Raw genomic sequence first — 22469 nt, forward strand, 5'->3', positions numbered from 1 at the left:
AATCAATAATATGTACAGTTTTCAACAGCGCCAGTATTTTTAACGTTTAGAAGGAGGTGAAACTGGTATCGCAAGTGTGATAACCAGAACAATTATGGGTAAAATATTAACAATTTCTCCTGACAAGTGCACAAACTGTAGAAGTTGCGAATTAGCCTGTTCTTTTAATAAAATAGGTGAATTCAACCCGAGAGAATCAGCGGTAAATGTCTTGTTTTATGAAGAAGCCGCAATTTCAGTGCCTATCATGTGCATGCAGTGCGAAGACCCGGCATGTGCAAAGGTATGCCCGGTAGGAGCATTTTCAAGAGATAAAAACGGGGCTGTTATATCTGATCCGAAAAAATGCATCGTTTGCAAACTATGTATCAGTGCCTGTCCTATGGGGAATATCTCCGTTAGCTCTGCTACGAAAAAAATTGTCAAGTGCACCCTGTGCGACGGTGATCCGTCATGTGCAAAAGTATGCCCTTCCGGGGCAATTAAGTATGAAGATGCAAATACGGGCAACATAAGCAAGAAAAAAATTATTGCAGAAAAGTTTAAAGACTTGTTTGCGGAGGTGGAATAATAATGTACGGTTGGATGGGAAAACTCATACGCGTTAATTTGGCAAAAGGCACCATTTCAACGGAGCCTTTGAATATGCAGGATGCGAAGCTCTATGTTGGGGGCAGGGGTCTTGGTACAAAAATCTATATGAATGAAGTTGATCCCAAAGTGGATCCGCTAAGTCCCGAAAACAAGATGATCTTTATAACCGGACCACTAACGGGAACTCTTGCCGCATGTGCTGGTAGATATGAGGTAGTGGCAAAGGCACCGTTGACGGGTACAATCGGAGCGTGTAACTCTGGTGGACATTTTGGACCTGAATTGAAGTTTGCGGGGTATGACGGAATTATCTTTGAAGGCAAAGCCGAGAAGCCTGTTTACTTGTATATCAATGATGATCAAATTGAGCTTAGAGACGCAAGTCATCTTTGGGGCAAAGAAGTTCCCGCAACGACAGACGAAGTGATCAAAGAAACCGATGAAGATGTTAAAGTTGCCTGTATTGGACCAGCGGGTGAAAAGCTGGTATTATTTGCTGTAATTATGAACGATAAAAACCGCGCGGCAGGACGTTCCGGGCTTGGTGCTGTAATGGGCTCCAAAAACCTGAAGGCGATTGCTGTAAGAGGCACAAAATCAATTAAGGTTGCACAACAAAAAGAATTTATGGATCATTGTTTGAAATCAAAGCAAATGATGAAAGACAATCCAGTCACGGGCGCGGGGTTACCTGCCTACGGAACACAGATACTGGTAAATATTCTGAACCAGTCAGGGGCACATCCAACGAGGAACTGGCAGCATTCTTACTATGACAAAGCGGACGACATCAGCGGCGAAACACTTGCAAAGAAACATCTTGTACGGAACAGAGGCTGTTTTGACTGCTCGATTGGCTGCGGCCGGGTTACGAAAATTGAGAGATCACAGTTTACTAACTTTGGTGAAGGTCCTGAATATGAGGCAGGCTGGTCGTTTGGGTCGGACTGTGACAACAATGATTTACAATCTGTCTGTGAAGCAAATTTTTTGTGCAATGAAATCGGTATGGATCCTATTACAATGGGCGCAACTATAGCATGCGCCATGGAACTGTACGAACAAGGTTATATCACCAAAAAAGACATTGGCATGGATTTACCTTTTGGTAATGCTGAAGCGGTTGTTAAGCTTACGAAAATGACCGGCTACCGGGAAGGATTCGGAGACAAGTTAGCACTGGGGTCATACAGAATGGCGGATGGATTCGGACATCCAGAACTATCAATGTCTGTTAAAAAGCAAGAAATGCCGGCCTACGATGGGCGTGCTATGCAGGGAATGGGTCTTGAATACGCTACTTCCAACCGAGGCGGCTGTCATGTCCGAGGGTATATGACATCTCCTGAAATTCTTGGAATACCTGTTAAGATGGATCCGCTGGTAACGGAAGGCAAGGCAGCAACGCTTAAAATTTTTCAGGATTTAACGGCGGTTGTAGATTCTGTAGGAATGTGCCTTTTTACCACATTCGCAATCGGCTTGCCAGAGATTGCAGACATGTATAGGACTTGTACAGGTTTGGATTATACCGATGAAGAAGTGCTCCAGATTGGTGAACGAATTTGGAATCTCGAGAAAATCTTCAACCTGAAAAGTGGCTTTTCAAAAAAGGATGACACCCTGCCGCCGCGTCTTTTAAAGGAGCCTGTTGCCGAGGGCCCTGCAAAAGGGATGGTAACTAAGTTGGATGTTATGCTTCCTGAATACTATGAACTAAGAGGCTGGGATAAGGAAGGTGTCCCAACAGAAGCAAAGAAAAAAGAGCTTGGCATAGTATAACTTAGATATTTTACCGGCAGGTTTCATACAACTGCGTATATGCCTGCCGGTAAATTCCATCTATTATATTTTTTCATAGTTAACAGATATCCAACTTTTTGAATTGAGAGAAAATCAGTCTTTTTTTGTATATGATATTTAGACAAAGGGGGGTAACGGGATTGAACGTATTGTCATTATTCGGCGTAATACTGCTATTGATTTTCGAAGTTTTGGCAGTAATGAAGACAAAAAAATTAATGCAATTACTGATCTATTCTTCAATTGCGGAAGTAGGATATATCTTGCTTGGAATCGGCAGCAATACATTTTCCGGTCAGACGGGCGGAATCTTACATCTGGAATATCAAATTCTAATGAGGGGTTTGGTATTTTTGGTAGCTTTTGTGCTCATCAAACGCAATGGAACGCAGTATATAGATAAGCTAAAGGGAGTAGGAACAACATCGCCGTATATGGCTACGATGTTTGCGTTTGGCGTTTTTTCGGTAATGGGTCTATCACCGTTTAAGGGAGCTGTCAGCAAATTTCTGATTGTGTATTCCAATATTGAGGTTGGCAATTATCTCTTTGCCGCCATTGCTGTATTGGGAAGCATTATAGAAGCATGGTATTTCATTTGTATTTTACACATTATTTGTTTTGCTGAAGCAGAAGGAAAAGTGCAGAACAACGATTCTACTTCTGTTTTGTTTCAAAGAGTTACCAATGTTATTGTAACAATTCTTGTAGTTTTGACAGCGCTAACTTCACTCTTCCCGGATACGCTGATTCATTTCAGTGAGAATTTGGCGAAACTTTTGTTTGGAGCTGCAAATTTAACCGAATTACCAGTTTTTGATACCCCGTGGCCGTTGGTGGTTTTGATACCTTATATCGGTGCTTTTGCCGTATTTCTGATTGGCTATTTTCTACCGAAGCTGAGAGGAATCTCTGCGGTCGGTGTCAGCGCAGCAACGGTAGTCTGCATTTTGCTGGATGGGAATATCGACGGACTATCCAAGTTGTTTGCGCTGATTATATCAGTTATTATCTTTTTGGTTTCCCTGTATTCCATTGGATATTTCAAAGGGGAGTCACACAATAACCGCTACTTTTTCTTCCTGCTGCTGACGTTGGGCAGTCTGATCGGTGTTGCCACGAGTACACAGTTCGGCAATTTCTATGTGTTTTGGGAATTGATGACGTGGTCATCTTATCTGCTAATCGTGCAGGAACCTTCGGAGAAAGCTCTTAAAGCCGGTTTCAAGTACTTTATGATGTGTACTTCTGGTGCTTATGTCATGCAGTACGGGATTCTGCTTTTGCAAAAGAATACCGGTACGCTGGACATGCAGGCTGTTTCCAGACAACTGTCTACTCTGCCCCCTGGTCTGCTGATTTTAATTTTGATTTTGTTTCTGATTGGTACCGGCGTTAAAGCGGGTCTTGTCCCGCTTCATAGTTGGCTTCCAGAAGCACATCCCGCGGCTCCGTCGCCGGTTTCATCGCTTCTATCTGGTATCCTGACTAAGATCGGTGTTTATGGGATTATTCGTGTATTGTTTGTCGTTTTCGGAGTAGGGCTTCTCAACCAATTGGGATCCATAGGTGAATATTCTTATGTTGGGATGGCAATCTCCCTTGTGGGATTGATTACGTTGTTTTACGGCGAGATTATGGCATTGCTTCAGAAAGATGCGAAACGGCTGCTTGCTTATTCCACGATGGCTCAGATTGGTGAGATTATTACCACTCTTGGGCTGGGTACTTATTTAAGTATCGTTGCCAGTCTGTATCACGTCATGAATCATGCCATTATGAAAGGATTGCTGTTCCTTGCCATAGGCGCGTTGGTTTATCGCCTGAAAACACGGGAAATTAAAGCGTTTAAAGGAATTGGCAGAGCAATGCCGGTAACGGCTGGATGTATGTCAATCGGGCTCATGGCAATCATGGGCTTGCCTCCGTTTAACGGATTCATCAGTAAATTTCTGATGCTTTATGCCGCTGTCAATGCCGGGTACTGGTATATTGCAGCTTTGATTCTTCTTGGAAGTGTGATTGCGGCAGTTTACTATATTAAGTTGATTAGAACGGTGTTTTTTGAAAAATATGAAGGGCCTTCTGTTAAGGAAGCACCTTTAATCATGTTGATTCCAATGGGTTTGCTTACCAGTCTGGTTGTTTTCAATGGGCTGTTTCCACAATATGGACTGGAGCTGGTTGTTCCCGCGGCAAATTATGTTGCGGCACAAGGCGGCATGGCGATTGTGGCGATTCCCCAGATACAGGTGACTTGGCCGGTTATCATTGCCATTCCGATGCTCGGCGGTTTGCTGGTCTACTTTTTGGGCAAACGTTCCCCGCAGGTCGCAGGTTGGATTTCTGTGGCTGTGATGTCTGCTACACTTGTAGCGATTGCAGTTTCTCGCGCGGATTTTGATGTTTATTCTTTGAGTTTTGCCCTTTTAATTGCATTTGTCGGGTTGTTGAATCTCCTGTATTCTTTGGGATATATGGGACATGGTCATGCACAGAACCGCTATTATATGTTCTTCTTAATGATGATCGGCGGATTAATTGGCGTGGCAACCAGCAAAGACTTTTTCTCATTTTTCATCTTTTGGGAAATTATGAGTAGCTGGACGCTGTATTTTTCCATCATCCACGAGGAAACGGAGGGTGCGCTCAAAGAAGGTTTCAAATATTTTATTTTTAACTATATTGGAGCAAGCATCGCGTTTTTGGGTATTCTGATTCTTACCTCGAATACAGGCGTCTTTGACATGATGACGCTTGCAAAACGCATGCAAGAAATGGATCTTGGCACGGCAGGTTTCGGCATTGCTCTCATTACTGTCGGATTTTTGATGAAAGCCGCTGCGCTTCCTTTTCGCATCGACTATCAAATGCATCCGTCGACGGCTCCGACCCCTGTCAGTGGATATATATCATCCGTCCTTCTGAAAAGCGCTCCATATGGGCTCATTAAGCTGTTCTTTATCATGGGTGGCACCGCTGTTGTCGCACGGCTTGGATTGCTCGGCGGCAGTCCGGTTATGCTGAATGTAGTCGCTTGGATTGCTGGTCTTACGATTCTATATGCAGGTGCGATGGCATTGGCTCAGAGGGGAATTAAACGGCTGTTGATTTACAGCACCGTCAGCCAAATCGGCTATATTGTCCTTGGTTTGAGCCTTGATTCCACGCTCGGATTAACGGGTGCGCTGCTGCATTTTGTCAATCATATGTTTTTCAAGGATCTATTGTTCCTTGCAGCGGGCGCAATTATGGTACAGGCTCATGCCAAAAATTTGGATGACGTTACTGGTTTGGGAAGAAAGATGCCCGTTACGCTAACCTTTTTTATGGTAGGCGCTTTGTCGCTGGCTGGTGTACCGCCGTTCAGTGGTTTCACATCCAAATGGGTTATTTACGAAGCCTGTATGCAGAATGGACAGGTCGTCCTCGCAATCCTGTCACTGGTCGGAAGTGTCTTTACTATGGCATATTTTGTTAAATTCATGCATTCTGCTTTCTTTGGTATTCCATCAAAGAATTCCGAGAACGTGAAGGAAGCTCCGTGGACGATGCTGGTTCCCATGGGAGTACTGTCAGCCGTAAGCATTGTTTTCGGCATTATGCCCGGAATTCCAATATCTGTCATATCACAAGTGCTGGCTTTGGCAGGAATTGCTGCACCATCTTATTCGTTGTTTCAGGTCGATACACCGCTTGGTACATGGCAGGCTGGCACAATTACGATGATTCTCCTGTTGGCATTTCTTGTCGGTCTGGTATTCTTGTTTTCTGGAAATAAGAAGGTTCGGTATACGGATGCTTATACCTGCGGCGTAACTGACCTTGATCCGGATCAGATCAATCCGGCCGCTCAGAATTTGTTTGAAACTCCTGTAAAACTGGTAAAAAAAATGCACAAGGCAATTGTTTCAATTTTTGGTAATGACGAGGAGGCAGAGGAAAAATGAATGTAGCAGAATTTTTCGTTAATGTTTTTATTTTTCCCGGCGGCCTTTTTGCTATCATGCTTGGTTTACTTCTGACCGGTCTTGACCGTAAAATCTATGCCCGTCTGCAAAGACGCGTAGGGCCACCGATTTATCAGCCGTGGCTCGATGTCGTGAAACTTTCCCAGAAGGAGACGATCATTCCAAAAACTGCCAACTACACTGCTTTTCGGTTGGCTCCATTGCTTGGTTTTGCGGGTATGCTGGCGGCGATAGCCATTATTCCGGTCACGGGGATTTATTCCGGGCTTTATCAGTCGGGCGACCTGCTGGTGGTCTTGTATCTGCTTTCTGCACCGGCGTTGGCGCTTGCCATGGGGGCCGCTGCCTCCGGTTCACCGTATAGTTCAATTGGCCTTTCCCGAGAAATTTCGATCATGTTAGCGTATGAAATCCCTATGCTGATTGTTTTCTTAACGGTAGGAATGCGGGTCGGAATGGAGATCGGCGGCACAGCGATTTTCTCGCTGAGCAGCATTGTAAATTTTCAATTAAGCCAAGGCTCGTTGCTTCTGGATTTGCCGATGCTGCCCGCATTTTTGGCGTTCTTAATATGCATTCCCGGTATCCTCGGAGTGGTGCCGTTCGATATTCCGGAAGCGGAAACAGAAATAACGGAAGGGCCTCTTTTGGAATATTCGGGCAGTGGGCTCGCCATGTTTAAGCTAACTGGTGGATTGAAAATGTTGGTTCTTTCGGCGCTCACCGTCGCCTTGTTTTTTCCGATGGGACTCGGAAGTTTTTGGCTGGTCAATCTTTTATGGTTCATTTTTAAGTGTGTAGTTATTATGTTCTTTACGACTACGCTGATTCGGGCGATGCAGGCAAGAATGCGGATTGAGCAGGCCTACAAGTTTTACCTGCTGTTTCCGACTGCATTGGCGCTTATAAGTTTGGTTTTAACGGCGATATCTTTCAGAATATAGGTTAGGGAGGCGAATTGATTATGGGGGAATTGCTTCAAAATATCGTAAAGAAATCGCCCTGGATTTACCGCATCAATGCCGGCTCCTGCAATGGGTGTGACGTGGAAATGGCAACTACGGCATTGATTCCCCGGTACGATGTGGAACGGCTCGGGTGCCGCTACTGCGGCAGTCCGAAACATGCGGATATTGTCCTGATTTCTGGACCGGTTACAGCGGTTGTGAAGGATAAGGTTTTGCGTGTTTATGATGAAATTCCAAATCCAAAGGTCGTTGTGGCGGTTGGCATATGTCCTATATCGGGCGGTGTTTTCCGTGAGAGTTATTCCATTGCGAACCAGCTGGATGCATATATTCCCGTAGACGTGAATGTTCCCGGATGTCCTCCGCGGCCGCAGGCAATTATCGACGGGATTGCCATGGCAATCGAAATCTGGAGAAAGAAGTTCTAAGGAGGGATATACTTGAGTAAATTTTTAAAAGTCATTCTCAAAAATCTCATCAAAGGCCCGTCTACTATCAAATATCCCTTTGAAGATTCCCCCGCGCCCGAAAAACTGCGGGGAAAGATCGTGCATAATGCTGATGCCTGTGTGGCCTGCCATCTGTGTGAATATGTCTGCGCGGGCGGAGCCATCAAGATGCAGGAGTCAGAAGATAAAAAAGGTATTGATTTTGTTGTGTGGCACGATACCTGCACCTTCTGTGGCCTTTGTGAATATTACTGTCCAACCAAAGCGATTCATCTGACAAATGATTATCATACCGCGCATTTGCAAGCGGATAAATACAATTATGTTGAAAAGACTTTTGTTAAAAAGCAGCCCTGTACCTGCTGCGGAGAACCGATTGTGCCGATTTCACTGGCAATGGTGGAACAAATTTACGGCAAGGAAGGCGACATCAGAGGTTTGAGCAAAATGTGTCCACAATGCCGCAGGAAAATTCTATGGAAAGGTGGCGTGTCCAAACTATGAAAAAAGAGGCAATGGATCAGTTTCAGAGCCTGTTGACGCAGACTTTAGGAGAAACATTCGAGCTGAAGTGGGATATCGACCGAAAAGGCGTTGTTTGTGGTTGGTGCAAATTGGCAGCTCCAGATGATATTGTAATAGTTGCGGAAGTTGTGGCAGAGCTCAAAGGGAGAGTCATGACGATTTCTCCGCTTAATACCCCGTCGCCGTTAGTTGAACAAGTGCCAGTCGATTCAGAAAATATGGAACAGGGAAAATCGATTCAGGTTGTCATAAATTATCATTTCTACTTTAATGAGATTAATTTGACGGCGGCGATCACCTTGCCGGATGACCAGAGAACCGTGAACTCAATTACTCCAATACTGCGCAGCGCAGATTGGCATGAGCGGGAAATGCAGGAGCTTTTCAATATCAAGCTTCAGGGGCATCCAAATCCGAAACGTTTGTTTCTGGATAAAGATATTTATATGCAAGACCATACGATGATTCCTCTGTCAGAAGCATTGAATGGTGCCAGCACCAATACTTTATGGGAACGGATTATGGAAGCCAACCAGAAGGGGGCGAATTCCGATGAGCACTTATAATATCCCCATTGGACCGATCCATGTGGTATTGGAAGAACCTATTTATTTTAAACTTCAGGTGGACGGGGAAACCGTTGTCGGTCTTGATATCAACGCGGGCCATGTACACCGTGGAATTGAATTTCTCACGATGCAGAGAAACTTTTATCAGAATCTGACGCTGACGGAACGAGTTTGTTCCCTTTGCTCCAATAACCATCCCTTTACCTATTGTATGGCATTGGAAAAGCTGGCAGGCATCCAGATACCGGTAAGAGCCGAGTATTTGCGGACAATAGCCGATGAAATAAAGCGAATTGCTTCGCACTTATTCAACATAGGACTTATTCCGCACATCATTGGTTTTGATTCGCTTTTTATGCACGTGATGGAAGTTCGGGAAACTATGCAGGATTTGAAAGAATCTGTTTTCGGTAACCGGATGAATTTGTCTGTGAATACTATCGGCGGAGTCCGGTACGACATCACCGACGAACAGTCCAAATATATTAGCAAGACTTTGGAGGATTTAAAGAAGCCGCTCGAAGAAATAACGAAAATATGCCGAACGGATGCTTCCATCCGCCGCCGGACCGTTGGCGTCGGCGTCCTTCCAAAAGATAAGGCTATTGAATATGGGGTCGTCGGCCCAGTTGCCAGGGCTTCTGGTCTCGATTATGACGTAAGGGTGGTTAACCCCTATGCCGCATATGACAAAATTAAGGTCAATCCAGCCGTCGAGCAAAACGGCGATGTGTTTTCAAGGCTTTTGGTTCGTTTGCAGGAAACTGCGGAATCCATCCGTATTATTGAGCAAGGTCTGAAGGACATGCCCGCCGGCTCTACCGATCTTGGCTGTATGCCTGATATCCCGGCCGGCGAAGCCATTGCAAAATCTGAAGCTCCCAGAGGCGAATTGATTTATTATGTGCGCACAAACGGTACGCCGATTCCGGAACGGATTAAATGGAGGGTTCCTACGTATCCAAACTGGGCCGCGTTGAACGTCATGATGCCCGGATACAAGATTGCGGATATTTCAGTTATTATTGGCAGCATTGATCCCTGCATTTCTTGCACGGAAAGGTGACAAATGCATTTTTTCGAAAAAGAGGTGTACTAAATTGCATGAACTGGCGATGGTAAGGGGAATTTACAACGTTATCAATGAGCAGATCAAAGAGCATGATGTAAAGCGGGTTCTGCAGATAAGGGTTGTTGTTGGCGCATTGACCGGAGTCGAAGACACAACGATGAAGCTCTGTTTTGAGATGTATGTTCAGAGAACGCCGCTGAAGGGAGCGGAATTGGTGATAAAACGCGTTCCGGTTAAAGTACGGTGCCGTGTATGCGGGAATGAGTACGAAACAGGAATTCCATTTTCCGACTGTACGGTTTGCGGCAATAAGAAAATGCAGATTCTTTCCGGATCCGAGTTATATATTGAAAGTCTGGAAGTCGAGTAAAATGAACATTGGAAAAAAAGGCGGTGATTACGATGTGTATTGCGGCATTTGGGCAGATTGTAGAAATCAACGGAAAAACTGCGGTGGTTAGTTTTCGTGGAGCCCTGAAAAAGGTTTCTATCATGTTACTGTCGAAAATTCAACTGGGGGATACTGTAGTTGTTCATGCCGGTTTTGCGACAGAAATCGTAAAAGACCAACAAAAAGTTTATCGTGATATTGTTGCGTCGGATGCTTATGCACGGCAGCTTTTAGACGCAATCGAAAAAGAGAGCAAACGGTTTAATGAACGCAAATTGAAGATTATGAATTTTTGTGGAACTCATGAAAATACAATTGCAAAGTATTCTTTGCGCAGCCTTTTACCGCCTAATATTCAGTTGTTGAGCGGTCCCGGCTGTCCGGTTTGCGTAACACCCGAAGAAGAAATTGCTATGGGGTTAGAACTGGCGACAAGGAAGAATGTGATTATCACAACTTTTGGCGATCTCTTAAGGGTGCCTACCAGATGGGGTTCTTTGGAACAGTGCAGGCTTGGCGGTGCAGATGTCAGAATAGTTTACGATATTTCACAGGCACTCGATCTTGCCAGAAAAACAAAAGCGGAAGTGGTGCATTTCGCAGTTGGATTTGAAACAACCGCACCCGGTACAGCTTGTGCAATCCAGGAAGCTGGGAATATCGAAAATTTCTCTATTCTCTCTTCACACCGGATCACATCGCCGGCAATGGAATATGTCATGGAACATTCAAAAATGGATATTTTGCTTTGCCCTGGGCATGTGGCTATGGTCATCGGAACAGCTCCTTTTGAGGAGCTCGCACAGAAATATAATCTTCCATGCGTCATCAGCGGTTTTGAGCCGGTAGATATCCTCCAGTCTATTTTGCAAGCCATGTGTCAGTTTGGCAAAGAAAGCAGCACAGCAATCAACCAATATGAAAACGTCGTCAAAACAGAGGGAAACCCGTTGGCGAAGAAATTGATTGAAGAAACATTTACGCTCAAGGATGCAACATGGCGCGGCGTCGGTGTTCTTCCAGAGTCTCGTTTGGTATGTAGAAAAGAATACAGCCGATTTGACGCCGAACTAAAATTCGGGTTGACTATGCCGCAAATAAAAGCAACAGAAGAAAACGCCTGTATGTGCGGCGATGTCCTGATGGGCATGGCGCCTCGGTATTGTCCTAATTTCGGTGGAGGATGCAGACCGGAACATCCGGCCGGCCCGTGTATGGTAACCGGTGAAGGTGCCTGTAGCATCGCCTATATAAATCGCGGCTAAAAGAACTCTTTGGTGTCCTGTAATACAAAATTTGTGTTGATAAAACGGATCGAAAGTCTGCATTAGCATCAAAAGGAGAGTGGTTGATGTGATTGAAGTACGCTTATTTGCAACGTTCAGGGAAAAAAGAGATAAGGTGTATTTTCTTGAGCAGAAAGATTTTAAAAATGCCGGGGAAATTATAGATTATTTCCGGATACCTCGGGAAGAGGTGGCAATTCTTCTGATTAATGGCGTATATTCGCCAATCGATACTTCCGTCAAAGACGGAGATATTCTTGCCCTATTTCCCCCAGTGGGAGGTGGCTGATTTGAGATATGAAAGACAGTTACTAATACCCCAAATTGGTCAGGAAGGACAAGAAAAACTGGAAAAAGCCAAGGTTACGGTTATTGGTGCAGGCGGACTTGGCTCACCTGTGCTTACCTATCTTGTAAGTGCCGGTGTCGGCAAGATACAAATTGTCGACTGCGATGTCGTTTCGGAATCGAATTTGAATCGGCAGTTTCTTCATCATACCGGAGATGTTGGCAGACCGAAAGTTCTGTCGGCACAAGAAAAACTTGTCTCACTTAATCCAGATGTGGCGTTATCCACTGTAAATAAAAGGCTGAATCAAGAAAATATTGAGGAATGCATTATCGGATCGGATGTTGTAGTGGATTGTGTAGACAATATTGAGACCAGGGTCATGGTAGCGAGTGCGTGCATTCAACTGAATATTCCGCTTGTAGAGGGTGGTGTACTCGGATTCTATGGATATGTGATTGACATCGGCAGGGATTATCCATGTCTTTCCTGTTTGGGCTACGATAAAGCAAAACAAAAAACGCCCGTCCCGGTTTTGGGAGTTACTGCAGGGGTTATAGGCTGTATGCAGGCGAATGAGTGTATCAAGCTGCTGCTTGGAATCGGCGAACCCCTTTATGGTCGAATGCTGAATTATGATGGGTTAAGCGGAACGTGGGAAGAGGTTAAAGTAGAAAAGGCCAAAAACTGTGCTGTTCATAAAAATGCAGAAACAGGAAAAAACGGGGAATTTTATTGGAACGGCGGTAAATAGCGATGAGAGATACTTTTAACAGAACAATCGATTATTTGCGCATTTCTGTAACAGATCGGTGCGATCTTCGATGCAAATACTGTATGCCGGAGGGCGGAGTCACACCGCTTACCCATGGAGCTATCCTTTCATACGAGGAAATGATTCGTTTGGCTGAATGCTTTGCACGTTTAGGAATTCGCCGCATTAAAATTACTGGGGGAGAACCTATGGTACGACTTCATGTAATGGATTTTATAGAACAATTGAAGCAAGTGCGAGGGATTGAGCAGGTTACTCTAACTACGAATGGAACGCATCTTGAAGAGTATATCAGTCAGCTTGCTAAGCTGCAAATCGATGGTATTAATATCAGTCTTGACACACTAAATCCGGTACTTTATAAAGAAATAACGGGTAGAGATGTGTTCGATAAAGTTTTTTCCGGGCTGAAAGAGGCACTTAAGTACTCGAATATAAAACTTAAAATCAATTGTGTACCGCAGGGAATACCTGGACAAAATATTGTAAAGGTTGCAGAACTGGCAAAAAATAATCCCATCCATGTTCGATTTATTGAGATGATGCCCATTGGACTTGGAAAAAATTTTACTTTTACAAGTGAGAACGACGTCATGCGAGAACTGGAACAGGCTTATGGTACGCTTGTACCTTTTAATGAAACCTTGGGAAACGGGCCTTGCCACTATTACAGTGTGGCCGGGTTTCAGGGGAAAATAGGATTCATCAGTGCGATGAGTCACAAATTCTGCAGCAGCTGTAACCGACTGAGATTGACGGCGGATGGGAAGCTAAAAACCTGCTTGCAGTATGATGTTGGGATGGATTTAAAGGAGATGTTAAGAACAGGAAAATCTGATAATGAACTCATAGCTGCAATTTTACAGGTACTTGAGAGTAAGCCTGGAGAACATCATTTTGCCGAGGAGTTTGTTGTCGGCAAAGAAATGAAGTCCATGTTTCAAATTGGTGGGTGAGGTGAATTTTATGAAGCGATCAGGCTCATAACTGTGCCAGAAAGTAAAGGTGGATTGTATGGGACAAGTAGTTGCAGTATGTATCAGTGAAATAAAGGGTGTTCAAAAAAGGAATGTGCACACGGCAAATTTCATAGAAGATTATGGAATTGAAAAGGATGCACACGCGGGTAAATGGCATCGGCAGGTAAGTCTTCTCTCCTTCGATAAAATCGAAGATTTCAAAGCGAAGGGGGCTGAAATCAAGGACGGTGATTTCGGAGAAAACCTGGTTGTCACGGGAATTGACTTTCGAAATTGTTCGATAGGAACCCGCTTTCGCTGCAACGAAGTGATACTGGAACTCACTCAAATCGGGAAAGAATGCCATAATGGCTGTGAGATTTTCAAGATTATGGGTGACTGCATCATGCCGCGGGAAGGCGTATTTACCAAAGTTCTTCACGGCGGAACCATAACTGAGGGGGACGATCTAGAGATAATCTAATTTCAGACAGCAATCCATGTCGTTTTGAAATGAGAGGATGAAAAGCATGAAAAAATTTATGGCAATTGTTTTGATGATGTTATTTTCGATGACTATACTTGCAGGTTGTGGGCAAAAGACGGATGAAAATGCTGGTTCCAATTCCAGCCAAAGTCAAAGTTCCAGTGCTGCTGCCGTGCCAAAAGGCGTATTGCTTATGTCGACAACGACAAGCACACAGGATACTGGTTTACTTGATTATCTTGCCCCAATATTTCTGGAGGATACCGGATGGAACCTTCAGTGGACTGCTGTTGGTACCGGCCAGGCTTTGAAAATGGGACAGGACGGCGATGTTGATATTGTGCTTTGCCATGCAAAAGCCAGCGAACTGGATTTTGTAGAAAAAGGCTATGGAGTAAAGCGCTATCCGGTGATGTTTAACGATTTTGTTGTAGTCGGCCCGTCCAAGCCAATCGAAGCTACCAAAGACATTCAAACCGTGTTTACCCAGATTAACAGCCAAAAACTGTCGTTTATATCCAGAGGCGATGATTCCGGAACGGATAAAGCGGAAAAAGCGATCTGGGCTGCATTGAAAATTGATCCAAAAACAAATGAAAAATACATGAAGTCCGGTCAGGGGATGGGTGACACTATCACAATGGCCAATGAGAAAAATGCCTACTGCTTTACTGACCGCGGCACATGGTTAAAAATAAAAAAGGACTCCACTGTAAACATTGATCTTGATATTGTTTGCGAGGGTGACACTCTGCTAAAAAATCAATACGGAGTTATTGCAGTGAATCCTCAGAAATATCCGAAAGTAAATAATCAGGCCGCTAATGATTTTATCAACTGGATCTGTTCAGACAGAGTTCAGAAAATTATTGCCCAATACGGTGTAGATAAATATGGTCAGGCATTGTTTACACCGAATGCCGGTACAAACTCATAAGGTGCATTTAAGCAGGAGATGTTAAAACATCTCCTGCTTGTGTAGTATTTATTTCAAAAGTGACGGGGGGATTTCGTGGACATTATAAATGAAGCAATACAGGTATTTACGGATGCAGGGATAGGCGACGCGGTTAGAGTAACGCTGGTTATGGCAGTGTGTTCAGTCACGATTTCTTCTTTTCTGGGGATCTCTCTGGGCCTTCTTTTGGAACAATATAATTTTCCGGGCAAGAGAGTTCTTATAAGAGTCAATCACACGCTGCTCGGTATCCCGCCTGTGGTAGTGGGCTTGCTTGTTTATTTGCTTTTAATGAGAAACGGCCCTTTGGGAATGCTGTCCCTTTTGTTTACAATAAAAGGCATGATTTTGGCGCAGATTATCATCATAACGCCTATTATAACCAGTATGGTTTATTCCTATGCGGTAAATACCGCGCCGGCAGTTCGGGCGTTTGCAGTCACGATGGGGGCGAGCAAACGACAGACTAAGATATTGATTGTAAAGGAAATGAAGAATGAAATATACTTTGCAATTGTGACCGGCTTTGGCCGTGCCATTAGCGAAGTGGGTTCCGTCATGCTGGTTGGCGGCAATATTGAGGATCGGACAAGAACGATGACGACGGCGATTTCCATGTTGAAAAGCCAGGGTATATATACTGAAGGGGTGACACTGGGCGTTCTTTTGCTTGTTTTTGCATTTATTCTGCAATGGGCGGCTGAAAGCTTCCAGAAAAGAGAGTTAGAAAATGAGAATTATTAATCTTAAAAAGAAGTTGGGAAAGTTTACGATTGATATACCATATTTGGAACTTGAAAGTGGTTGTATTCATGGCTTTATTGGCGAAAACGGCAGCGGGAAAACTACAACGGCCAAGCTTATAGCGGACATTTTGAAGCCTGATGCAGGTGAAATTCTTTATGATGGTTTGGATTCGCGAAGTATAACGATGACGGCTCAGAAACCATATATGCTTCATACTTCCGTCTATGAAAATATAATTTATCCGCTTAAAATTAGAAACATAAAGCCCAATGAAATTGAAATTGATACTATGCTCAAAAAATACGATTTATATGAGAAAAAGAAGCAGTATGCGAGATCTTTATCCAGTGGTGAGCAGCAGAAACTTTCCCTTTTAAGGACATTGATTTTCAAACCGGAATTTGTGATTATCGATGAGACATTGTCAAACCTGTCCGCTGAAAGTCTGGAACTTTTTGAAAACCTGATCTTGGAAATTCAAAAAGCATGCTGTATTACGTGGGTCCTTATCAGTCATCAGCCACATATTATCAATGAACTATGCGACACCGTTCACTTTTTTGCTAACGGCCGGTTGATCGAATCAGGAAAGAAAGAGCAAGTCTTTTTGTATTCTCAAAATCCAATCGTAAAAACCTATGTGCAAAGACAGGTGTTTGGATTATTGAAAGAGAGGTAGCATATGGAATTACTTCAGACAAATACCTTACAATCTGCAAGAGAAAAACTTCTGGATTATTTGATGGGAAAGCATGATAAGAAAACGGTGAAGCTTATGGATGCGGAAGGTCAGGTGCTGGCTGAAGATATCCGAAGTCTCTCTCCTATTCCGTCTTTTCGGCGTTCCACTGTGGACGGATATGCGGTACTTAGCAGGGATACCCAGGGTGTAAGCGAGAGTATACCTGCCTTTCTGGAAAACGTAGAGGAAATTCGGATTGGCCATGAAGCGACATCCGTCCTGAAAAGTGGGCAGTGTGCCTATGTGCCTACTGGCGGTATGCTTCCTGAAGGAGCAGATGCCGTCGTCATGGTGGAATATTGTGAACCTTTTAGCTTGGAAAGTATAGCCGTGTACGACAGCGTTTCAGTGGGAAGAAATGTGGTCAATATTGGAGAAGATGTGGAAAGTAATGGTGTGATTTTAAAAAAAGGCACAACGCTGCATCCGCAGGCAATTGGCGCACTCGCATCTGCAGGAATTTCCCGTGTAAGTATTTATACATCCCTTAAACTCACAATTATTTCCACTGGAGATGAACTCGTATCATTGGACAAAGTTCCTGAATTGGGACAGGTTCGGGATATTAATACGTATGCGTTAGAGTCCCTTGCGAAGAAAAACGGGTTTGATGTGGTTTCAACTTACGTTCTAAAAGATGAGGAAGAACTGCTCAAATCGGCAGTGCTTGATTCGATGCAGATAAGCGATATTGTGGTGATTTCGGGAGGCAGTTCGCAAGGCAAGCAGGACCTGACAGCACGAGTAATTGATGCATTATCGGAACCGGGCGTATTTATACATGGAATTTCCATAAAACCGGGAAAACCTACGATTTTGGGCTATGACAAGCAGAGCAGTACAGCACTTATCGGGCTTCCCGGACATCCTGTCGCTGCCATGATCATTTTTGAGCTTATTGTCATATGGGTCAAAAACAAACTGATTGGGAAAAATGATGAAACATACATTTACGCAAAGCTGAAAACGAATGTCGGCAGCGCTCCCGGTAAAACTACCTGTCAGATGGTCCGGTTGAGTGATTTTGAAGGAGAATATTTTGCTGAACCAATATTTGGCAAGTCAGGCATTATGTCAACTTTGACAGCCGCCAATGGATATACATTGATTGACATGAATAAGGAAGGACTTCACAAAGGCGAAATCGTTAAAGTGTTTTTAATCTAACAAAGCAACTCGACTCTTGACGCCTGAAAGGTGGTTATAAATTTGGGAAATAGAAATTTATATTTAAGTAATACCCCTGTAGAAGAAGCTTTATCAACTTATATTGATGCGCTCAAAGGTAAAATTGCGGCATCCAGCGAAACGATACCTACGATTGAGGCACTGAACCGGGTTACAAAATCGGCGGTTTATGCAAAATACTGTTCCCCATTATATAATGCTGCGGCCATGGATGGTGTCATGGTCATTTCCTCGCATACAAACGGGGCTTCGGAGGGAAAACCGTTGGATCTGGTGCCCGGCAGGGATTATAAGATTATCGATACAGGTGATCCGATTTCTCCCCCTTATGATGCTGTAATCATGGCGGAAGATTTGATCGAACTGGGTGACGGAAAGTTAAGAATTATTGCGTCGGCTGCACCGTGGGATCATGTACGCCCGATTGGTGAAGATATTGTGGCGGGAGAAATGATCCTGCCGAGTAACCATTTGATCCGTCCTATCGATATTGGAGTGTTGCTGTCCGCGGGTATACTGAACCTTGAAGTAATTAAAAAACCGCGGGTTGCCATTTTCCCTACAGGCACTGAAATTATTGAACCTACTGAAAAACCTAAGGAAGGCGACATTATTGAATCCAATTCCCGTATGTTTGAAAATATGGTCAATGTTAAGGGCGGAATTGCTTTTCGGTTCCCGCCTGTCGAAGATAACTACGATAAGATAAAAGAAAAAGTTGCCGCCGCTTCTAGAGAGTATGATTTAGTAATTGTAAATGCTGGATCAAGTGCCGGGACAGAGGATTTTACGGTTCATGTATTAAGAGAACTGGGCATAGTCATTATTCATGGCGTTGCGATAAAACCTGGGAAGCCGGTTATACTTGCCATTGTAAATGATAAACCAGTCATTGGGCTGCCAGGCTATCCTGTGTCGGCTTATATCGGGTTTGAAAACTTTGTATCTCCAGTTCTTAGTATGTATTTGGATCAAAAAATGATCGCAAAGGAAACAGGCATTGAGGCTATTATGGCAAAACGTATTGTCTCCAGTTTGAAGCATAAAGAATATGTTCACGTGAAAGTTGGCAGCGTAGGAGAAAAAATTATTGCTGCACCTTTAGCACGTGGTGCCGGAGCGGCTATGTCACTGGTACGTGCGGATGGCTTCTGCGTGATTGAGCAGAACAGTGAAGGTCTGGAAGCGGGGGAAAAGGTTCGAGTTGAGTTATATCGCAGCCTTGAGGAAATTAGAAATACTTTGGTGATCATCGGGAGTCATGACCTGATGATCGATGTAATTGCGGATATGATGCCGAACCGATATAAAAATATGTATATATCCAGTACACACGTGGGAAGTATGGGGGGGCTGATGGCGCTAAAACGCGGCGAAGCGCATATGGCGCCGATTCACTTGCTAGATGAGAATACGGGAGCATACAATGTTACGTATATCAGGCAGATGTTCAGCAATCAAGTGGCAATCATCCGGGGCGTTGGAAGAGTGCAGGGATTTATCGTAAAAAAAGGCAATCCGTTGGATATCCACAAAATTGAAGATCTTAAAAAAAACCGATATGTGAACCGGCAAAGAGGAGCGGGTACCAGAATTCTATTTGATTTTATGCTGAAAAAAGCGAAACTTGATTCTGCCGAAATCAACGGCTATGCCAATGAGATGACAACACATATGGCGGTTGCCGCGTTGGTTCAAAGTGAAAGTGCAGACGTTGGACTGGGAATTCAGTCTGCAGCTAAGGCAATGGGACTAGATTTTGTGCCTGTAGGACTGGAAGAATATGATTTTGCTATACCAAAGGAGTATCTGGAACTTGAATGTGTGAAAGCTTTTATCAGTATACTTAAAAGTGAGGAATTTAAGGAAAAGCTCACTGAGCTTGGCGGATATACCGGGGACCATTTGGGAGAAATTATCAATTTGTAAATGGGATTTATGGGAGGCTTTGAGCATGTATGATTTTGACGTAATTGTAATAGGCGGCGGCATACTGGGCTGCTTTACAGCCCGGAACCTTGCAAAATATCGTCTGAAGACGGCAGTCCTTGAAGAACGTGAAGATTTATGCACAGGCATCAGCCGAGCCAACACAGCGATTGTATACAGCGGCTGCGATACAAAACCAGGTACCTTAAAAAGTCAAATGTGTGTCCATGCAGCGCAGAGCTTTGAGTCTTTGTGCACTGAACTCGCGGTTCGCTATAAACAATGCGGCTCTATCATGGTTTGCTGTGGTCCCAAAGGGGAAGAAATATTGCGCAAAAAGCTGTCACAAGGTTTGGCAAACGGTGTCAGGGGACTTAGACTGCTTGATCGAGATGAAATTCTGGCACTTGAACCGAAGCTCTGTGCCAATGTCCGGCGGGGGCTTTATGCTCCGGAATCCGGAACGGTTATACCGTGGGAACTTGGTCTGGCTGCGGCGGAAAACGCAGTCCGCAATGGCGTCAAAATTATGTTGAACACAAAAGTAACAAAAATCAAGAAAAAGAAAGATGGCTATGTTGTCTATTCGGCAAACACCGCTTTTTCTGCGCGGGGCGTGATTAATTGTGCGGGTATGTACGCGGATGAAATTTTAGAAAAAGTAGAGAAACCTTCTGTGCGAATTTTTCCGGATTCGGGAGATTACATCGTACTTGATACAAAAGCAGGTCACTACATTCAACACGTTGTTTTTTACGAACCGGAAGAAAGGGAGGAACGGTTGACACTTGTCCCAACAGTTGAAGGCAATATTCTCATTGGTTCAACAAAAAATCAATCAGATGAAAAAGATATTTTTAAAACCGCTGGTGCCAGCATTGAAAAACTTAAATCTATTATCTCAGAGATTGTTCCCGATCTGCCGATGAAACATGTAATCAGGTCATTCGGCGCAATCAGGCCAAATCCATACTATGTGAGTTTTGATTCCGAGAGTGGATTATATGTGCCGATGGAAAAGGCAATCCATAGCTTTAGCATTATTGAATCGAAAGAAAATCCGGCGTTTTTAAGTCTTATCGGCATAAAGACGCCAGGGCTCACTTGTGCAAATGAACTGGGATGCTATGCAGCCGATAGAATGGCATCCATGTTAGGCACGGAGGTTAACACAGAGTTCCGTCCGAAGGAGACAGCCCCTCTGAGGCTGAATGACTTGTCGCTTAGCGAACGGGCGAATCTCATCCAAGACAATTCTGCCTATGGTAAGATTGTCTGCCGATGCAGAAATATTTCAGCAGGGGAAATCATAAACAGTATACATCGTCATCCAGGCGCCGTGACCGTTGACGGAGTGAAACGGAGAACAGGAGCAAGCTCAGGAAGGTGCCAGGGAAGTTTCTGTACACAGCGAATTATGGAGCTTCTGGCACGCGAACAAAATGTTTCAGTCGATTCGGTCAATAAAGATGGCCCTGGCTCAGATATCATTCAGAATGAAAAATTTTGAAACGGTAGTGTTTTTTGAAAACGTAACACTTCAATTGCAGTCAACGATTTGGTTGTTCCTATAGAGTATCTTATAGAATTGTTGTGAAAGGATGGCTTCAGTAACTATGAAATATGACCTTGTCGTTGTCGGCGGCGGCCCTGCCGGGATGGCAGCGGCGCTTCGTGCGCAAAAAGAAAGTGTCTCAAATATTCTCCTTGTTGAACGGGAGGAAGAACTCGGCGGAGTGCTGAGGCAATGTGTACATTTCGGCTTTGGACTCATCTATTTTGGCGAAGAACTCACCGGTCCACAGTACGCAGAGCGATTTGCTATAAAAATTAGACAATCCAATATAGATGTATTTGTAGCTACATCCGTTGTCCAGCTTAAGCCGGATGGGGTGCTGGTTTTAAGCGGAGAAAAGTGCGGCCTTTTGGAGGTGAAAGCACAAGCTGTAATTCTTGCATCCGGTTGTCGGGAGCGCCCTCTTGGGACTATCCCCTTAACAGGGACACGACCTTCTGGGATTTTTACTGCCGGCATGGCACAGAAAATGATGAACCTTGGAGGCTATGAAATTGGGAAAAGATTTGTTATTCTTGGCTCGGGCGACATAGGGCTTATCATGGCGAGGCAGTTGAAACTTTTGAACAGAGATGTACTTGCGGTGATCGAAAAAGAGAAACAATGCGGCGGTCTTGAACGGAACAGGGTTCACTGTCTTGAAAAATATCATATTCCTTTACAACTCCGTTGTACCGTTACGGAAATTCACGGAAAAAACAGGATTACAGGCGTAACGATAAAAAATTTGTTCAACGAACAGGAGGAGTTTTTAGCCTGCGATACGCTCATTACCTCAATCGGTTTGATTCCTGAACGCGAGCTAGCGGAAGAAGTTTATTCCGATGGCAGACTTCCAGACTGGCTGTTCTTATGCGGAAATGCTTGTTATGTCCATGATGCTGTCGATGATGTAACGCTTGAAGCGGAAGAAACCGGAAGGCTTGCAGCACAATTTGTTGTCAGCGGCAAAATTACAAAAAGGGCGAAACATATTTCTTCAAGAACAGGAAATGCAGCCAATTCTGACATTATTTGCATCGGCTGTCCAAAAGCCTGCGCCTTGATAAAAACGGACAATGGTTTTGCGGGTGCCGTGTGTGGGCGAAAGGATCCAGTTCCGTCTTGCCTATGTCATTAGCACGATCATAAGTAGACGTAATAACAATGATTTGCTAACGTTTGTATTGGTGGGTATGGTTTTATATTTCA

General features: G+C 44.1%; 21 protein-coding genes. All 21 read left to right on the plus strand.

The features are described 5' to 3' along the window. Nucleotides 1–94 precede the first annotated feature (94 nt). The 21 genes from BMY14_RS06590 (at nucleotide 95) to BMY14_RS06690 (ending at nucleotide 22398) form a co-directional block, all read left to right on the plus strand. The gene (locus BMY14_RS06590) at nucleotides 95–571 is read left to right on the plus strand and encodes a 4Fe-4S dicluster domain-containing protein (RefSeq protein ID WP_091830511.1); all 477 of its coding nucleotides are present in this window, start codon (nucleotides 95–97) and stop codon (nucleotides 569–571) included. Nucleotides 572–573: 2 nt separating this feature from the next. Then, complete coding sequence (locus BMY14_RS06595; RefSeq protein WP_177177504.1) at nucleotides 574–2376, plus strand: aldehyde ferredoxin oxidoreductase family protein; 1803 nt, start codon at nucleotides 574–576, stop codon at nucleotides 2374–2376. A 161-nt stretch (nucleotides 2377–2537) separates the two neighbouring features. Further along, complete coding sequence (locus tag BMY14_RS06600; protein ID WP_091830289.1) at nucleotides 2538–6347, plus strand: proton-conducting transporter transmembrane domain-containing protein; 3810 nt, start codon at nucleotides 2538–2540, stop codon at nucleotides 6345–6347. After that, nucleotides 6344–7312 carry a respiratory chain complex I subunit 1 family protein gene (locus tag BMY14_RS06605; RefSeq protein WP_091830291.1) on the plus strand — a complete coding sequence of 323 codons (969 nt, stop codon included), beginning with the start codon at nucleotides 6344–6346 and terminating at the stop codon, nucleotides 7310–7312. The genes BMY14_RS06600 and BMY14_RS06605 overlap by 4 nt, the downstream gene beginning before the upstream one ends. Nucleotides 7313–7332: 20 nt before the next feature. Then, on the plus strand, nucleotides 7333–7764 hold the full coding sequence (locus BMY14_RS06610) for an NADH-quinone oxidoreductase subunit B family protein (protein ID WP_091830293.1): 432 nt from the start codon (nucleotides 7333–7335) through the stop codon (nucleotides 7762–7764). Between the two features lie 12 nt (nucleotides 7765–7776). Continuing rightward, nucleotides 7777–8289 (plus strand): 4Fe-4S dicluster domain-containing protein, encoded by a 513-nt coding sequence (locus BMY14_RS06615; RefSeq protein ID WP_091830295.1) that lies wholly within the window; start codon nucleotides 7777–7779, stop codon nucleotides 8287–8289. Then, nucleotides 8286–8876, plus strand: coding sequence for an NADH-quinone oxidoreductase subunit C (locus BMY14_RS06620; protein ID WP_091830297.1), 591 nt, complete (start codon nucleotides 8286–8288; stop codon nucleotides 8874–8876). Before BMY14_RS06615 ends, BMY14_RS06620 begins: the two co-directional genes overlap by 4 nt. Beyond that, nucleotides 8863–9945 (plus strand): hydrogenase large subunit, encoded by a 1083-nt coding sequence (locus BMY14_RS06625; RefSeq protein WP_091830299.1) that lies wholly within the window; start codon nucleotides 8863–8865, stop codon nucleotides 9943–9945. The genes BMY14_RS06620 and BMY14_RS06625 overlap by 14 nt, the downstream gene beginning before the upstream one ends. A gap of 34 nt (nucleotides 9946–9979) precedes the next feature. Beyond that, the gene (gene hypA, locus BMY14_RS06630) at nucleotides 9980–10321 is read left to right on the plus strand and encodes a hydrogenase maturation nickel metallochaperone HypA (RefSeq protein WP_091830301.1); all 342 of its coding nucleotides are present in this window, start codon (nucleotides 9980–9982) and stop codon (nucleotides 10319–10321) included. 32 nt (nucleotides 10322–10353) lie between these two features. Next, a complete protein-coding gene (gene hypD / locus BMY14_RS06635) occupies nucleotides 10354–11607 on the plus strand; it encodes a hydrogenase formation protein HypD (RefSeq protein WP_091830304.1) in 1254 nt (417 codons plus the stop codon). 88 nt (nucleotides 11608–11695) lie between these two features. Beyond that, nucleotides 11696–11917 carry a MoaD/ThiS family protein gene (locus BMY14_RS06640; RefSeq protein WP_091830306.1) on the plus strand — a complete coding sequence of 74 codons (222 nt, stop codon included), beginning with the start codon at nucleotides 11696–11698 and terminating at the stop codon, nucleotides 11915–11917. Nucleotide 11918: 1 nt separating this feature from the next. Beyond that, entirely contained in the window at nucleotides 11919–12671 is a 753-nt protein-coding gene (locus BMY14_RS06645) for a HesA/MoeB/ThiF family protein (RefSeq protein ID WP_218144882.1), read from the plus strand. A 2-nt stretch (nucleotides 12672–12673) separates the two neighbouring features. Then, a complete protein-coding gene (moaA, locus tag BMY14_RS06650) occupies nucleotides 12674–13648 on the plus strand; it encodes a GTP 3',8-cyclase MoaA (protein ID WP_091830310.1) in 975 nt (324 codons plus the stop codon). A gap of 58 nt (nucleotides 13649–13706) precedes the next feature. Then, nucleotides 13707–14135: an MOSC domain-containing protein gene (locus BMY14_RS06655; protein WP_091830312.1), complete on the plus strand. Its 429-nt coding sequence runs from the start codon at nucleotides 13707–13709 to the stop codon at nucleotides 14133–14135. A 46-nt stretch (nucleotides 14136–14181) separates the two neighbouring features. Then, on the plus strand, nucleotides 14182–15075 hold the full coding sequence (locus BMY14_RS06660; protein ID WP_091830314.1) for an ABC transporter substrate-binding protein: 894 nt from the start codon (nucleotides 14182–14184) through the stop codon (nucleotides 15073–15075). Nucleotides 15076–15150: 75 nt separating this feature from the next. Continuing rightward, nucleotides 15151–15840: an ABC transporter permease gene (locus BMY14_RS06665; protein WP_218144883.1), complete on the plus strand. Its 690-nt coding sequence runs from the start codon at nucleotides 15151–15153 to the stop codon at nucleotides 15838–15840. After that, nucleotides 15827–16522 (plus strand): ATP-binding cassette domain-containing protein, encoded by a 696-nt coding sequence (locus BMY14_RS06670; RefSeq protein ID WP_091830316.1) that lies wholly within the window; start codon nucleotides 15827–15829, stop codon nucleotides 16520–16522. Before BMY14_RS06665 ends, BMY14_RS06670 begins: the two co-directional genes overlap by 14 nt. Nucleotides 16523–16525: 3 nt before the next feature. Then, the gene (locus BMY14_RS06675) at nucleotides 16526–17752 is read left to right on the plus strand and encodes a molybdopterin molybdotransferase MoeA (protein WP_091830318.1); all 1227 of its coding nucleotides are present in this window, start codon (nucleotides 16526–16528) and stop codon (nucleotides 17750–17752) included. Nucleotides 17753–17794: 42 nt separating this feature from the next. Beyond that, nucleotides 17795–19702: a molybdopterin biosynthesis protein gene (locus BMY14_RS06680; protein WP_091830320.1), complete on the plus strand. Its 1908-nt coding sequence runs from the start codon at nucleotides 17795–17797 to the stop codon at nucleotides 19700–19702. Nucleotides 19703–19727: 25 nt separating this feature from the next. Beyond that, nucleotides 19728–21212 carry an NAD(P)/FAD-dependent oxidoreductase gene (locus tag BMY14_RS06685; protein ID WP_091830322.1) on the plus strand — a complete coding sequence of 495 codons (1485 nt, stop codon included), beginning with the start codon at nucleotides 19728–19730 and terminating at the stop codon, nucleotides 21210–21212. A gap of 91 nt (nucleotides 21213–21303) precedes the next feature. Further along, a complete protein-coding gene (locus tag BMY14_RS06690; protein WP_091830323.1) occupies nucleotides 21304–22398 on the plus strand; it encodes an NAD(P)/FAD-dependent oxidoreductase in 1095 nt (364 codons plus the stop codon). The last annotated feature ends 71 nt before the right edge of the window (nucleotides 22399–22469 follow it).

Source organism: Propionispira arboris (assembly GCF_900109225.1).
In the GTDB taxonomy this organism is placed as follows: domain Bacteria; phylum Bacillota; class Negativicutes; order Selenomonadales; family Selenomonadaceae; genus Propionispira; species Propionispira arboris.

Coding starts and splice junctions, on each gene's coding strand:
- BMY14_RS06590 (WP_091830511.1), top strand. CDS start 95: ATGGGTAAAATATTAACAATTTCTCCTGACAAGTGCACAAACTGTAGA.
- BMY14_RS06595 (WP_177177504.1), top strand. CDS start 574: ATGTACGGTTGGATGGGAAAACTCATACGCGTTAATTTGGCAAAAGGC.
- BMY14_RS06605 (WP_091830291.1), top strand. CDS start 6,344: ATGAATGTAGCAGAATTTTTCGTTAATGTTTTTATTTTTCCCGGCGGC.
- BMY14_RS06610 (WP_091830293.1), top strand. CDS start 7,333: ATGGGGGAATTGCTTCAAAATATCGTAAAGAAATCGCCCTGGATTTAC.
- BMY14_RS06620 (WP_091830297.1), top strand. CDS start 8,286: ATGAAAAAAGAGGCAATGGATCAGTTTCAGAGCCTGTTGACGCAGACT.
- BMY14_RS06625 (WP_091830299.1), top strand. CDS start 8,863: ATGAGCACTTATAATATCCCCATTGGACCGATCCATGTGGTATTGGAA.
- hypD (WP_091830304.1), top strand. CDS start 10,354: ATGTGTATTGCGGCATTTGGGCAGATTGTAGAAATCAACGGAAAAACT.
- moaA (WP_091830310.1), top strand. CDS start 12,674: ATGAGAGATACTTTTAACAGAACAATCGATTATTTGCGCATTTCTGTA.
- BMY14_RS06655 (WP_091830312.1), top strand. CDS start 13,707: ATGGGACAAGTAGTTGCAGTATGTATCAGTGAAATAAAGGGTGTTCAA.
- BMY14_RS06660 (WP_091830314.1), top strand. CDS start 14,182: ATGAAAAAATTTATGGCAATTGTTTTGATGATGTTATTTTCGATGACT.
- BMY14_RS06670 (WP_091830316.1), top strand. CDS start 15,827: ATGAGAATTATTAATCTTAAAAAGAAGTTGGGAAAGTTTACGATTGAT.
- BMY14_RS06675 (WP_091830318.1), top strand. CDS start 16,526: ATGGAATTACTTCAGACAAATACCTTACAATCTGCAAGAGAAAAACTT.
- BMY14_RS06685 (WP_091830322.1), top strand. CDS start 19,728: ATGTATGATTTTGACGTAATTGTAATAGGCGGCGGCATACTGGGCTGC.
- BMY14_RS06690 (WP_091830323.1), top strand. CDS start 21,304: ATGGCTTCAGTAACTATGAAATATGACCTTGTCGTTGTCGGCGGCGGC.